Consider the following 13,968-nt stretch of genomic DNA (forward strand, 5'->3'; position numbering starts at 1 on the left):
CGAAAAAAGGCCCGCCTGGTGAGGGCGGGCCTTCGATGTATTCGGTGGTTTCAGTTGCAACCGCCTACACGCCGACCCTCCCGAGGTTCCGGGCATTATTGGTATTGGCGTTATTGGCGGCGAAGCGGCTCATGCCCCGAATAAACCACGATCCCCGCCGCATTGCAACAACCCGTAACCGCCGCGCGCAACGCCGACGCACGCCTGACACGCGCATCTACAACGCGCACCCACCACGCGCCTCTACAACGCGTCTCTACAACGCGCCTCTACAACGCGCAGGTAGGAGCGCACGATGTGCGCGAAAAGCCAAAAAAGCGAAGAAGCGGAATATCCCCATCGTGCAGATCGTGCAGATCGTGCAGATCGTGCAGATCGTGCAGATTGTGCGTCGAGGCGCGCCGATCGCATGTCGATCGCGTGCCGACGCGTCCCGATCGCGCACATCGTGCGCTCCTACGACAGATGTGCGGGTATGGTTGGACGTCCGCAAAAACAGGTCTTCCCATGCTTAACCTGCTGGCCCTCGCCCTGCTCTCTACCGCCCCCCAGCCCGCGGCCGCGCCGGCGTGGCTGCTCGGCGACTGGGAGCCCTACAGCAACGCCTTCACCGGCCTGCGGCTACTGAGTGTGGGCAAGAACGCGCTCAGCTGGCACGGGTGTACCGGCGCGCGCTTCGCGGTGATCGAGAGCAAGGACGACCGGCTGACCTTGCGCCTGGCCGGGGACAGCACCTGCCGGCTCGACGACGAGCCGCCTTCGCGGATGGACACGGTGCGCTTCACGCTGCGCGAGAACCGTTGCGACCTGGCCGTGTCCATCTACGCCTCGCCCGAGGCGGCCGCGAAAGACCAACCGTCGGCCGAAGGCCTCTACGGCCGGCTGAAGTGCCCGTCAGGGCCGGTCCCTCACGCGGCGGCCAGCCTCTCGACGACACCACGGTAAGCCTCTGCCGCCCGCGCCTCGGCCACGTGCGTGAAGTCGCGCACGCGCCAGTGGCCACCGACCATGACGTCGCGCACCAGCGGCGTGTTGCCGGCGAACAGGAAACTGTCGATCACGTCGGCTTCGCCGCGGGCCGCCAGCAGCGGCGAGGTATCGTCCAGCACGAGCAGGTCGGCGCGCGAGCCGCGCGTCAGCCGGCCAACGTTCACCGCGGCCGACTGCGCGCCACCGTCCAGCGCGCGCTGCCACAACACGGTGCCCACGCTTTCTTCCGGACGACGGGCGGCGACGTTGCGATGCCGTGTGACGAGGCGCTGGCCGTATTCCAGCCAGCGCAGTTCCTCCACCGGCGAGACCGAGATGTGCGAATCCGAGCCGATGCCCAGCGTGCCACCCGCATCGATGAAGGCCCCCAGGGGGAACACGCCATCGCCCAGATTGGCCTCGGTGGTGGGGCACAGGCCGGCGACCGCGCCGGTCTTCGCCAGGCGGTCCGTCTCGTGCGGGGTGAGGTGCGTGGCGTGGACCAGCGTCCACCGCGCATCCACCTCGGCATGATCGAGCAACCACTCGACGGGGCGTGCCCCCCGTGCCGCGAGGCAATCCTGCACCTCGCCGATCTGCTCGGCGATGTGGATATGGATGGGCATGTCGCGGCATACGCCGGTGGCCAGCAAGGCCCGCATCGCATCCTCGGGTACGGCCCGCAGCGAATGCAGAGCCACGCCGATCCGCAGCATGTCGTCCTGCAACGGCGCCAGGCGTTCCAGCAGGGCGACGTACTGGCCGACGTCGTGACGGAAACGCTGCTGGCGCTCGTTGAGGGCCCGGCCGTCGAAACCGCCGGTCATGTACAGCACGGGCAGCAGTGTCAGGCCGATGCCGGCATCGCGAGCCGCCTCGATGAGCGCCAGCGACATCGCTGCGGGGTCGGCGTAGGGCACGCCGCGCGGGCCGTGGTGCAGGTAGTGGAACTCGCAGACCTGGGTATAGCCGGCCTTCACCATCTCGACGTAGACCTGGGTCGCGATGGCCTTCATGTCGTCGGGATCGACCGCCTCGGCGAAGGCGTACATCGTCTCGCGCCAGGTCCAGAAGCTGTCCTCGCCCGGGCCACGCCGCTCGGCCAGGCCGGCCATCGCCCGCTGGAAGGCATGCGAGTGCAGGTTGGGCATGCCGGGGAGCACGAAACGGCCGACGCGCTCCCGCGGGCCGGCCGTTTCGTCGGCGAAGCGCCCGTTCGCCACGGCGATGCCGTCGTCTCCCACGCGCCATGCGCGGTCGTGCCAGAAGTAGTCGGCGGCAAGCGTGGCGTGCGACATGGCGGCAATCCTCGAAAGATGTCCCGTCATGGTATATCGCTGCGGCGCCGCGGCCACGGACCGGCGCCGCGCTGTCGGCCGCCCGGCCCACGGGCGCATAATGGGAAGATGATCCCGACCATTCCACCCGAGCGCCACGCGACATCGTCGGCGCGCATGCCGGAGACCCCGTGAGCGACCTGCCTCCCCACGACGACGCGGACGCTCCGCATCACCCACGCTTCCAGCGCCTGCGCAAGCTGCGCCAGCACGACCTGCTCTCACCCCTGCAATGGCGGCGGCGCGTGCTGTTCTGGACCGGCGCGATCGTGGTCGGCCTGTCCGCGGTCTTTTTCGCCAAGGCGGCGGACTACGCGTTCGAACTCTTCCACAGCGTGGCGTCGCATGGGTGGTGGGTGCCACTGTTTATCACGCCCCCCATGTTCGCCCTGCTCTGCTGGCTCACCCAGGGGGCGCTGAAGGCGACGCGTGGCTCGGGCATCCCGCAGGCCATCGCGGCCCTGAAGGTGGAAGACGAAGACTTCCGCACGCGCCTGCTGGCCCTGCGCGTCGCCCTGGGCAAGATGGCGCTGACGCTGGCGGCGCTGCTCGGCGGCGCGTCGGTCGGCCGCGAGGGCCCCACGGTGCACGTGGGCGCCGGCCTGCTTTATTCGATGGGGCGCCGCTTCGGGTTCGACGATCCCACCGCGGCGGGACGCTTCATCCTCGCCGGCTCCGCCGCCGGCCTGGCCGCGGCGTTCAACACGCCTCTGGCGGGCATCGTGTTCGCCATCGAGGAAATGTCCGGCACCTTCGAGCACCGCATGAGCGGCACGCTGCTGACCGCCGTCTTCGTCGCCGGCGTGGTCTCGCTGGGCGTGCTGGGCAACTATGCCTATTTCGGCGACATCAGTGCCTCACTGCCGCTGGGTCGCGCATGGCTGGCGGTCCTGCTCACCGGCATCGTCGGTGGCCTGGCCGGCGGTCTGTTCGCACGCCTGATCATTCCCTCCACCCTGGGCCTGCGCGGCGTGGTCGGCCGGCTCCGCGCGAGGCAGCCGATCGTGTTCGCCGCCGCCTGCGGGCTGGCGCTGGTGCTGCTGAGCCTGCTGAGCGCCAATGGCCTGTACGGCACCGGCTACGCCCAGGCGCGCGACATCCTGCAGGGCCACAGCGACACCGGCCCACTGTTCGGTGCACTCAAGTTCCTCGGCAACATCGCCTCGTCCTGGGCAGGCATCCCCGGTGGCATCTTCTCGCCGGCTCTGGCCGTCGGTGCGGGCCTGGGCGGCAACATCGCCCACCTGCTGCCGGGCGCGGACACCTCGGCCGTGGTGCTGCTGGGCATGGCGGCCTATCTGTCCGGCGTGACCCAGGCGCCCCTTACGGCCACGGTGATCTCGCTGGAACTGACCGCCAACCACATGATGGCGCTGCCGATCATGGCCGCCTGCCTGCTGGCGCGCGGCACCTCCGCCCTGGTCTGCCGCGTGCCGGTCTACAAGGCCCTGGCGGATGCACTGATCGTGCAGTACGAAGCCGAGCGCGTGCGCCGCGAGCCGGCGCCGGCCACGGATGCGGGGCACGCCCCGTGAACGGGAGCGATCGCTGGGACCACCTGCTGCTCGATGTCGGCCTCGCCACGCTGGCATCGACCGGCACGGCCTATGGCGCCATCGAGAACGGCGCCATAGGCTGGCGGGACGGCGTCATCGCCTTCGCCGGCCCGCGTACCGCCCTGCCCGGCGACCCGCATGCGCTCGCCCACCGGGTCGAATCGCTGCCGGGCCATTGGGTCACCCCGGGGCTGGTCGACTGCCACACGCACCTGGTCTTCGGCGGTGAGCGTTCCCGCGAGTTCGAGCAACGGCTGGAGGGCGCGACCTACGAGGAGATCGCCCGCGCGGGCGGCGGCATCGTTTCCAGCGTGCGGGATACACGCGCCGCGGATGAGGACGAACTGCTGCGCCAGTCGCTGCCCCGTGCGCAGGCCCTGCTGGCCGACGGCGTGACCACCCTGGAAATCAAGTCGGGCTATGGCCTGGCGCCCGATGCCGAGCGGCGCATGCTCCGCGTCGCCCGTCGCATCGGCGAGACGCTGGGCATCGACGTGCGCACCACCTTCCTCGGCCTGCACGCGCTGCCGCCGGAGTATGCGGACCGCCGCGACGACTACGTCGCGCTGGTCTGCGACAGCATGCTGCCCGCGCTGGCCGACGAAGGCCTGGTGGATGCCGTGGATGCCTTCTGCGAGGGCATCGGTTTCACGCATGCGGAAACCGAGCGTGTGTTCGCCCGGGCCGCGGCCCTGGGCCTGCCGGTGAAGCTGCATGCCGAGCAGTTGTCCGACCTGGGTGGCGCGGCACTGGTCGCCCGCTATGCCGGCCTGTCCGCCGATCACCTGGAGTGGACCAGCGACGAGGGCGTGCGCGCCATGGCCGCGGCCGGCACCGTGGCGGTGCTGCTGCCGGGCGCGTACTACGCGCTGCGTGACACGCGCCCGCCGCCGATCGCCCGTTTTCGCGAACACGGCGTGGCCATGGCGGTGGCCACCGATCTCAATCCCGGCACCTCCCCGTTGCTGTCGCTGCGCCTTGCCATGAGCATGGCCTGCACGCTGTTCCGCCTGACGCCCGAGGAAGCCCTGCGCGGGGCGACGGTACACGGCGCCCGTGCCCTCGGGCTGGACGATCGCGGCACCCTGGAAGCCGGCAAACGTGCGGACCTGGCGGTCTGGCATGTCAGGCACCTGCCCGAGCTGTGCTACTGGATCGGCGGCACGCTGCTGCGCGAAAGCTGGATCGCCGGCGCGCGGGTGTCGCCGCCGCGGGGCTGACCGCCACGGGCAACATCCGACTGATTTTTCAGAAAACTTCCATCGATCATAGGGGCGACGCCCTCTAACATCACGGTCCCTTCGCCCATCCGGGCGTTGGCGACCCTGGCTGTCGAGGATCGTCGATGTTGCGGCCTGCCGCCCGTCTCACGCTGCTGGTCTGTCTGCTCACGGGCTGTGCCGGCGCCGACGACCCGGAAGACCGGCGTGCACGTCTCGCCCGGCAGATGCGCGATGTATCGCGCATGCTCGATGCCATGGAACACCCCGACCGGTCGCCCGGTCCACGCGAAGCCGCGCCGCTCCCCGCGGCGCCACCCGCGGCACCCACCGTCCGCGACGCGCCCAGGTACGGCACCTGGCAGGGCCGCGGGCGGATGGTCGCGGCAGCCATGGGCCTGGGCCTGTTCGGCCTGGCCGTGGCCGTACGCCTGGCGAGGCGTTGGCACAGGCGACGGCACCGGTCGCGAAGCGTCGCGGAAGCACCGTCCTCCATCGTGCATTTCGCCGAGACCCCGGTGCCGACCCAAGGCATAACGGGCATGCAAGCCCGCCCCACGTGGATCTATCGCACGTCGCCCTACGAGACGCCGCTGCTGCACATGGTGCCGGCGCCGGTCGACCTGCTGCCGCCCTGGCTGCCCGAACCTACCCCGACCGCCGCCCTGGCCATGGCTCGCGCGGCGCTGCAGCGGGCGCGGTCGCTCACCGGCAGCGAGGCGGACGAAGCCTGTTCGTTCGCGCTCATGCACGCGTTCCTCGCCGAACAGGAGCCCTCGCTGCGGGCGGAGGCCACGGCATGCCGGCAGGCGGTCACGGCGCTGTACGAGGCGCTGCCGCATCGCCGGCACTGACCCGACCACCATCAACGAAAAACCCCGCCGAAGCGGGGTTTTTCGTCTCACGCAAGGCAGGCTTTACGCCTTCTTGCGCGGCGCGGCCTTCTTGGCAGCGGCGGCGGCAGGCTTAGCGGCAGCCGGCTTGGCCACGGCGGCGCCGGTGACGACATCGACGTGCGGACGGGCATTGCCGTAGCTGGAACGGTAGATCTTGCCGCGACGGGTGCGGCGGTCGCCCTTGCCCATGGGAAACTCCTTGATTCGGAATGATGAAGAGGATCGGCCGGCCATCGTATCAGCGGCGGCGCAAATGGCAAGCACCGCCCTTGGGCGGCAGGGTCAGTGGGCGTGGCTGCCGCCGTCCTGGCCGCAGCCTTCGCGGTCGTCCTGGCAGCCGCCGGGATCCACCTGCACGGTGGCGTGGCCGACCCGCCAGCGCTCGCTGAGGGTGGCCTTGATGACGGTCAGCGCCCGGCCCGCGTCCGTGCCGGGGGCCAGTTCCGCATGCAACGTGGCCATGCGCGAGCCGGCGGTCACCTGCCAGATGTGCACGTGGTGGATATCCACGATGCCGGGATCCGCCGCCATGAGCTGCCGCTGCACCTCCGCCAGGTCCACGCCTTCCGGCGTGCCCTCCAGCAGGATGTGCCCCGAGCGGCGCACCAGCGACCAGGCGCTGCGCAGGATCAGCAGGGAGACCAGGATGGACAGGACCGGATCGGCCCAGTTCCAGGCCAGCCAGCGCACGGCCAGCGCGGCCAGGACGGCCGCCACGGAACCCAGCAGGTCGCCCAGCACGTGCAGGCTGGCGCCGGCGATGTTGACGTCATCGGGGTCGTGGCCGTGCAGGGTGCGCAAGACGATGACGTTGGCGGCCAGGCCCACCAGCGCGACCGCCAGCATGATGCCGGACAGGATGGGCGCCGGATGGAACAGCCGCATCACCGCTTCGTACACGATGAAGGCGACCAGGGCGAACTGGGTCAGCGCATTGACGAACCCGGCCAGCACCTCGATGCGGCCATAGCCGTAGGTGCGCCGGGCATCGGCCGGGCGCGCGGCGAAGCGCGCACCCAGGAAGGCCAGCAGCAACGCCAGCGCATCCACCAGCATGTGGCCGGCATCGGCCAGCAGGGCCAGCGAACCGGAGGCCAGTCCGCCGGCCGCCTCGACGACGAGCATGATCGTGGTGAGGACGAAGGCGAACAGCAACTTGCGCTCGCTGCCACCGGCGGCGTGCGCATGGTTATGGTCATGCGCGTGGCCGGGCGCGTGGTCGTGCGGATGGGCGTGATCGTGTGACATGGGCGGAAGGCTAGGCGCCGGGGCCGCGGTTACACAATCACGGGTGGACGCAGGACGGCCCATGGAGGTGCCCCGCGTGATCGCCGTGGTCGACGCGCAGGTTGACGAAGTGCGCCGAGGCCACCAGCAGGCCCCCGCAGGTCACGAGCGCGCTATGCACCAGCAGCGAGCCCTCATGCAGCACGGTGACGCCCGCCACCAGCAGGACGAGCCCGGGCACCGCCAGCATCAGCGGCAGGCGACGGCGATGCCGCCGGTAGCCGGAGACCAGCGCCAGCGTCGCCAGCACGCAGGCGAAGCCGACGAAGCCTGCTTCGAAGCGGTGATCCGCCAGGAACGACAGCCCCAGCACGGGCAGCAGCGCAATCACGAACGGCATGGCAGCGCAGTGGATCGCGCACAGGAACGACGCCGTGGCGCCGAAACGATCGGCCACATGCCACCAGCGGCGGGGCGTGGCGGCATCGTCGGAATCGAGGCGAAGGTCGGTCATAGGATGCATAGCGTGACTTCTTGCACAGGTCCAGGCAAGTGATGATACTTTATAACATCTCAGAACACACCATGGAGTGACCTCCCGATGCGCCGAACCCTTCTCGCCCTGACGCTCGCCACCACGTTCGGTAGCGCTGTTCCCGCCATGGCCGAAGATGCGCCGCAGGATGCCACCGCCCCCGCCTCACCCAAAGAGGGCCAAGGCAAGTCGCGCAAGAACGCCGACAAGCTGGACGCCATCGTGGTGAACGCCGTGCCGCTGGGCCAGAGCGCGGACCAGATCGTTGCGCCCGTGGCGGTACTGGCCGGCTCCGCCCTCGACGACGCGAAGGCGGTGTCGCTGGGTGAAACGGTGTCGGCTATTCCGGGCGTGCAGAGTTCGGCCCTGGGCACCGCCGTGGGCCGGCCGATCATTCGCGGCCTCGACGGCCCTCGCGTGGCGGTGCTGGAGAACGGCCTGTCCTCGCAGGATGTGTCCAACGTCAGCCAGGATCACGCCGTCACCCTGGAGCCGTTCCTGGCCGACCAGATCGAGGTACTCAAGGGCCCGGCCACCCTCCTCTACGGCTCCGGCGCCATCGGCGGCGTGGTCAACGTCGTCGACGGTCGCGTGCCCGAGAAGGCACCCGACAACGGCTTTGCCGGCCGTGCGGAGCTTCGCCACGATTCCGTCTCCGACGGCAAGACCGGCCTGCTCCGCCTCGACGCGGGCAACGATGCCTTCGCGATCCACGTCGATGGCATGCATCGCGACAACGAGGATTACGACATTCCCGGCGGCACGCTGGCCAATAGCGCGGTAAAGACCACCTCCGGTGCCGTCGGTGCGTCGGTACTCGGCTCGTGGGGTTACGTCGGTGTGTCGGTGTCGCGGTTCATGGACCTCTACGGCAGCCCCGCCGAGCCCGGCGATGCGGCCGAGGGCGAGGACCCGGTGCACATCAAGATGGCGCAGACCAACTACAGCCTGAAGGGCGGCCTGGTCCAGCCCATCGACGGCATCGCCAGGGTCGAGTTCAACCTGGGGCACGGCGCCTACCAGCATGTGGAATACGAAGGCGACACGCCGGGCACCACGTTCACGACCAACAGCAACCAGGGCCGGCTGGTCGTCACGCACGAGGAATTCGCCGGCTGGAACGGCGCCTTCGGCGTTCAGACGCAACATCGCCGGTTCTCCGCCGTGGGCGAGGAAACCTTCGTGCCGCCGACGACGACCAGGGGCGCCGGCGCCTTCCTTACCGAGCAACGCGAATTCGGGCCGGTGAAGGTGGAACTGGGCGCACGCCACGACAAGCAGGACGTCGAGCCGGACAACGGCGCCAAGCGCAACTACAACCCCAACAGCTTCTCCGCCGGTGCCGCCTGGCGCTTCGCCGACCAATGGCACCTGTCGCTCAATCTCGACCACGCCGAACGCGCGCCGTCGGAGGAAGAACTCTTCGCCAACGGCCCGCACGCCGCGTCGAACACCTTCGAGATCGGCAGCGATCTCAACAAGGAAAAATCGAACCAGGCCGAACTGGGCCTGCATTTCCACGGCGACGCGGTCGAGGGCAAGGTCGCGGTGTATTACAACAAGTACAAGAACTTCATCTACCTGGCCGACACCGGCGAAGTGGAAGACGACCTGCCGGTGCGCATCTGGTCGCAGAACGACGCGACCTTCCGCGGCGCCGAGGCGGAAGCGACCTTCCACCTGGCCAAGGGCACGTCGGGCAACTGGGACCTGCGCGTGTTCGGCGACACGGTACGCGCCACGCTATCCGACGGTGCCGGTAACGTGCCGCGCATTCCCGCCGGCCGCGTGGGTTCCACGCTGAGCTGGAGCGCCGACAGCCTGCGCGCCAGCCTGGGCGCGGTGCGTTACATGAAGCAGGACAAGATCGCCGCGTTCGAAACGGATACGGCGGGCTACACCCTGGTCAACGCACACGTTGCGTGGACCTTCGTCAACGACGATCGCAGCCAGTGGGAAGCGTTCGTCGACGGCAACAACCTGACCAACAAGACGGCGCGCCCCGCCACCTCGTTGTTCAAGGACGTGGCACCCATGCCCGGTCGCAACGTATCGGTGGGCGTGCGCGCGTTCTTCTGAGTGACCGACCCGGACGCTCCCCCCTCCCGGCCCGGTCGGAAACGGAACGGGGCATCGCAGTGATGCGACGCCCCGTTTTTTTGCGCCGGAGCCCGAACGTGGCGTAGGAGCGCACGATGTGCGAGATAGGATTTCTAGCGGCAGTTCTTGCAGATGCCGTGGACTTCGAGCGTCTGCGCCTGCGGACGAAAACCCAGCGCGCGGGCCTGTGCTTCGATCAACTCGGCGACGCGCTCGTCGCAGACTTCCTGCGCGCATTGGCACTTGTCGCAGATCAGGAACGGGACCTGGTGCGCCTCTGCCGGATGGTGGCAGGACACGTACGCGTTGATCGACTCCAGCTTGTGGATGAAGCTGTTTTCGAGCAGGAAATCGAGCGCGCGATAGACCGTGGGTGGCGCAGCGTTGCCGTGTTTCTCGCGCAGGCGATCCAGCAGGTCGTAGGCCTTGATCGGCTTGCCCGCGCCGGCGACCAGTTCGAGCACCTCGCGCCGCAGCGGCGTGAGGCGCAGGCCACGCTGGATGGAGGCCTGCTCGACCGCGGCGACGAAGCCGCGGGCATCGTCGTGGTGGTCGTGCGTATGTTTGTGCGCTGCGGGCGTGGTCACATCGATATCCTCGTGTGCGTCATCCTAACATGTGGATCGCTCAGCGCTTTTTCGACCCCGGTAGCGGCGGCGGCAAGCGTGGCGGCTTGCGCGGAAGAAACGGCACCACCCAGCCGAAGGGGCCCAGCACCAGTGCGGCGACGATACCGGCGACGAGGCGACCGCGCCACCAGCCGAGCGCGGCACCTACCACGATGAAGACGACCTGCCACAGGATCAGTTCGCCCCATGGCACCAGCCGCATCAGGTTGGCGAAGATCGCCAGGAACGCACCGGGGGCGTCCGGATCGACGCCCTGCATCGCCCGGGCGAGCAGTTCATCCACGAGCGCGGGCGCACGCCTCGTCGATCCGTGACAGCGCGCCGTCGCGGCCGGCCAGGTAGATGGTGTGTTCGATCGACGGCGAGACCTGGGTGCCGGTCATGGCCACGCGCAGCGGCGCGGCCACCTTGCCCATGCCCAGTTCCAGCGCGGCGGCCACGCGCTCGACGGCGCCATGCACCGCTTCGGGCGTCCACTCGGCCAGCGCGGCAAGTTCGGCCCTGGCCTGTTCGAGTGCCGATACCGCGGTATCGGTGCGCAGGTGTTTTTCGACCGCCTTGTCATCCCAGGCCAGGATCGGGCCGTACCAGATCTTTGCGCGCTCGGCCATTTCCTTGAAGGTCTGCACGCGATCGCGCAACGCCACCACGACATCCGCGGGGTTCGGGCCCTGCGAAGCATCGATGCCGATCTTCGCCAGGTGCCAGGCCAGCTCGGGCCCGAGCGTGGCGGGATCGTCGTGCTTGAGGTAATGCTGGTTGAGCCATGACAGTTTGGTGACGTCGAAGCGCGACGCCGCCTTGTTGACGTCGGCCACGTCGAACAGCGTTTTCATGTCGTCGACGGAGAAGATTTCCTGGTCGCCGTGCGACCAGCCCAGCCGGACCAGGTAATTGAGCAGCGCGTGCGGCAGGAAGCCGTCGTCGCGGTACTGCATGACGCTGACCGCGCCGTGGCGCTTGGACAGCTTCTGCCCGTCCGGGCCGAGGATCATGGGCAGGTGGGCGAACTCGGGCACGGGTGCGCCCAGCGCCTTGTAGATGTTGATCTGGCGCGGCGTGTTGTTGACGTGGTCGTCGCCGCGGATCACCTCGGTGATACCCATGTCGATGTCGTCGACCACCACGGCGAAGTTGTAGGTCGGGAAACCGTCGGAGCGGAAGATGACCAGGTCGTCCAGCTCCTCGTTGGACCACTCGATGCGACCCTTGACCTTGTCGTCGAACACCACCGACCCCGTGGACGGGTTCTTGAAGCGGATGACGCGGTTGGGGTCGTCGCGCAGCGGCTCGTCGCGGTCACGGTAATAGCCGTTGTAACGCGGCTTCACGCCCGCCTCCATGGCGGCGTTGCGCATGGCCTCGATCTCTTCCTTGGTCTCGTAGGCGTAATACGCCTTGCCCTCGCGCAGCAGCTGGTCGGCCACCTCGCGGTAGCGATCCATGCGCTGCGTCTGGTAGTACGGGCCTTCGTCGTGGCCGAGGCCCAGCCACTGCATGCCGTCGAGGATGGCCTGCACGGCCTCCTGGGTGGAACGCTCGCGGTCGGTGTCCTCGATGCGCAGCACGAATTCCCCGCCGCGGCGACGCGATTCCAGCCAGCAATACAACGCGGTGCGGGCACCGCCGATGTGGAGGTAGCCCGTGGGGCTGGGAGCGAATCGGGTGCGGACGGTCATCGTGGGGATCATCGGGCTGACAAGACCGGGATTTTAACCGATACGCCTGGCGCGCGTCGTAACCGCGCGGTCATCTGGCCATCATGCCCGCGACATGCCCGCACGCAAGGATGGCTCAGGCTCAGGACACAAGGGGCACCGCCATGCGACTCGGCATCGTTACCGAGACCTACGCACCGGACGTGAACGGGGTTGCCCTGACCGTCCAGTCGCTGGCCCGCGGCATGCTGCGGCGGGGCCATACGGTCGACCTCATCCGTCCGATCCACCCGGATGCACCGGCCTCGGCGGATGCCGGCATGGACGTACTGGCGGTGGAAGCCGCCGCCGTGCCCCGCTACGACAGCCTCCGCTTCGGCCTGCCCTCCCGCTTCCGCCTCGAACGCCGCTGGCGCTCCGATCGCCCGGACGCGATCTACGTGGCCACGGAAGGCCCGCTGGGCTGGAGCGCGGTCAGTGCCGCGCGCCGCCTGGGCATCCCCGTTGCCACCGGCTTCCATACCCGCTTCGATTTTTACGTCGGCCATTACGGCTTCGGCGCGCTGACGCCCCTGGTACGCCAGTACCTGGCTCGCTTCCACCGCCGCGCGCACGCCACGCTGGTGCCGACCGGCCAGCTGGCCGCCGAACTGAACGACCTGGGCGTGCACGACGTGCGCGTGCTGCGTCGCGCGGTGGACACGCAACGCTTCCACCCGGACCGCCGCGACGAGCGCCTCCGCGACGCCTGGGGCGCCGCTCCCGACGCGCCGGTGATGCTCAGCGTGGGCCGCCTCGCCCCGGAAAAGAACCTGCAGGTGGTCGTCGATGCCTATCGTGCCCTGCAACGACGCGTGCCGACGGCGCGCTGCGTGATGGTCGGCGACGGTCCGGCACGCGCCGCACTGGAAGCCGCCCATCCGGACATCGTCTTCCCCGGCACACGCCGTGGCGACGAACTGGCGGCGTGCTACGCCAGTGCCGATCTTTTCGTGTTCCCCAGCCTCACCGAAACCTTCGGCAACGTGGTGCTGGAAGCCATGGCCTCGGGTACCCCGGTGGTCGCCTACGCCGAAGCCGCCGCGCGGGAGTTCATCCGCAACGGGCAGAACGGCATCCGTGTGGCGCCGGGCAACGAAGGCGGCCTGATCGAACGTGCCGCGGTGCTGGGTGCGGACCTGCTTGCCTGCCGCTCCATGGGCACGGCGGCACGCGCATCGGTGGCCGGTTCGTCGCCCGAATCGGTGATTGCCGAGTTCGAACTGATCATGACATCCCTGTCCGAGGAGAACGTCCATGCATCGCGTACCGCCGTCGCCGCGTAGGGCCAACCTCGACCGCCGCATGTGCGTCGCCGCCAACCGGTGGGGCGCACGCCGGGCCATCGGGATCTTCTTCGGTGCCGTCAGCCGGCTGGGCGACGGCGTGTTCTGGTACGCGCTGATGAGCGTCATCGCCCTGGTCGGCGGCTGGCACGGCGTGGCCGTGGCGCTGCAGATGGCAGTTACCGGGCTTACCGCGCTGATGCTCTACCGCGTGCTGAAGCGCTGGACGCGTCGCCCGCGTCCGTTCCGCACCTGCCCCGGCGTCATCGCGCACATACCGCCACTGGACGAGTTCAGCTTTCCGTCGGGGCACACCCTGCAGGCGGTGTCGTTCACCGTCGTGGCGGTGGCGCACTACCCCGTGCTGGCACCGTTCCTGATCGGCTTCGCCGCTCTGGTCGGCGCATCGCGCGTGGTGCTGGGGTTGCATTACCCCAGCGACGTGCTGGCGGCCACCGTGATCGGTGGCGCCTTGGGTACGCTGTCGCTATGGGCGGAGCGCGTACTGGTCTGATC

Annotated in this window: 14 protein-coding genes; 7 read left to right on the plus strand and 7 right to left on the minus strand. The window is 69.0% G+C overall.

Annotated elements, in window-relative coordinates; genetic code table 11:
- Nucleotides 1-507 precede the first annotated feature (507 nt).
- Nucleotides 508-945, plus strand: a complete 438-nt coding sequence (locus ACVKN3_RS03200) for a hypothetical protein (protein ID WP_285401241.1) — start codon at nt 508-510, stop codon at nt 943-945.
- Here the strand turns inward: ACVKN3_RS03200 and ACVKN3_RS03205 are convergent.
- Nucleotides 909-2,267, minus strand: coding sequence for a formimidoylglutamate deiminase (locus tag ACVKN3_RS03205; protein ID WP_354515928.1), 1,359 nt, complete (start codon nt 2,265-2,267; stop codon nt 909-911). The two genes, ACVKN3_RS03200 and ACVKN3_RS03205, sit on opposite strands and share 37 nt — an antisense overlap.
- A 170-nt stretch (nt 2,268-2,437) precedes the next feature.
- Between ACVKN3_RS03205 and ACVKN3_RS03210 the strand changes: the two genes are divergently transcribed.
- From ACVKN3_RS03210 to ACVKN3_RS03220, 3 genes are all read left to right on the plus strand, one after another.
- Nucleotides 2,438-3,841 (plus strand): chloride channel protein, encoded by a 1,404-nt coding sequence (locus ACVKN3_RS03210; protein ID WP_456991159.1) that lies wholly within the window; start codon nt 2,438-2,440, stop codon nt 3,839-3,841.
- Complete coding sequence (hutI, locus tag ACVKN3_RS03215) at nt 3,838-5,082, plus strand: imidazolonepropionase (RefSeq protein ID WP_354515926.1); 1,245 nt, start codon at nt 3,838-3,840, stop codon at nt 5,080-5,082. The genes ACVKN3_RS03210 and hutI overlap by 4 nt, the downstream gene beginning before the upstream one ends.
- 125 nt (nt 5,083-5,207) lie before the next feature.
- A complete protein-coding gene (locus ACVKN3_RS03220) occupies nt 5,208-5,936 on the plus strand; it encodes a hypothetical protein (protein WP_354515924.1) in 729 nt (242 codons plus the stop codon).
- Nucleotides 5,937-5,999: 63 nt separating this feature from the next.
- Here the strand turns inward: ACVKN3_RS03220 and ACVKN3_RS03225 are convergent, their stop codons facing one another.
- The 3 genes from ACVKN3_RS03225 to ACVKN3_RS03235 all read right to left on the minus strand — a co-directional run bounded on the left by ACVKN3_RS03225 (nt 6,000) and on the right by ACVKN3_RS03235 (nt 7,719).
- Nucleotides 6,000-6,167, minus strand: a complete 168-nt coding sequence (locus tag ACVKN3_RS03225) for a 30S ribosomal protein THX (RefSeq protein ID WP_081916503.1) — start codon at nt 6,165-6,167, stop codon at nt 6,000-6,002.
- A gap of 93 nt (nt 6,168-6,260) precedes the next feature.
- Nucleotides 6,261-7,226, minus strand: coding sequence for a cation diffusion facilitator family transporter (locus ACVKN3_RS03230; protein WP_354515922.1), 966 nt, complete (start codon nt 7,224-7,226; stop codon nt 6,261-6,263).
- Between the two features lie 37 nt (nt 7,227-7,263).
- Entirely contained in the window at nt 7,264-7,719 is a 456-nt protein-coding gene (locus tag ACVKN3_RS03235; RefSeq protein ID WP_354515959.1) for a MerC domain-containing protein, read from the minus strand.
- Nucleotides 7,720-7,806: 87 nt separating this feature from the next.
- Here ACVKN3_RS03235 and ACVKN3_RS03240 point away from each other — a divergent pair, with 87 nt between their 5' ends.
- Nucleotides 7,807-9,819: a TonB-dependent receptor gene (locus tag ACVKN3_RS03240; protein ID WP_354515920.1), complete on the plus strand. Its 2,013-nt coding sequence runs from the start codon at nt 7,807-7,809 to the stop codon at nt 9,817-9,819.
- A 134-nt stretch (nt 9,820-9,953) separates the two neighbouring features.
- Here ACVKN3_RS03240 and ACVKN3_RS03245 read toward each other — a convergent pair whose 3' ends face one another.
- From ACVKN3_RS03245 to gltX, 3 genes are read right to left on the minus strand one after another with little or no spacing between them, the layout of a single operon-like run.
- Nucleotides 9,954-10,433, minus strand: a complete 480-nt coding sequence (locus ACVKN3_RS03245; protein WP_456991222.1) for a transcriptional repressor — start codon at nt 10,431-10,433, stop codon at nt 9,954-9,956.
- A 34-nt stretch (nt 10,434-10,467) separates the two neighbouring features.
- Entirely contained in the window at nt 10,468-10,752 is a 285-nt protein-coding gene (locus ACVKN3_RS03250) for a hypothetical protein (protein WP_036140764.1), read from the minus strand.
- Entirely contained in the window at nt 10,745-12,148 is a 1,404-nt protein-coding gene (gene gltX, locus ACVKN3_RS03255; protein ID WP_285401259.1) for a glutamate--tRNA ligase, read from the minus strand. Before gltX ends, ACVKN3_RS03250 begins: the two co-directional genes overlap by 8 nt.
- A gap of 143 nt (nt 12,149-12,291) precedes the next feature.
- On the opposite strand from gltX, the gene ACVKN3_RS03260 reads away from it, so the two are divergent.
- Both ACVKN3_RS03260 and ACVKN3_RS03265 read left to right on the plus strand, forming a co-directional pair.
- A complete protein-coding gene (locus tag ACVKN3_RS03260) occupies nt 12,292-13,452 on the plus strand; it encodes a glycosyltransferase family 4 protein (protein WP_354515918.1) in 1,161 nt (386 codons plus the stop codon).
- The gene (locus tag ACVKN3_RS03265; protein WP_285401264.1) at nt 13,424-13,966 is read left to right on the plus strand and encodes a phosphatase PAP2 family protein; all 543 of its coding nucleotides are present in this window, start codon (nt 13,424-13,426) and stop codon (nt 13,964-13,966) included. Before ACVKN3_RS03260 ends, ACVKN3_RS03265 begins: the two co-directional genes overlap by 29 nt.
- Nucleotides 13,967-13,968 lie beyond the last annotated feature (2 nt).

The sequence above is a fragment of the Luteibacter sp. PvP120 genome, assembly GCF_054055715.1.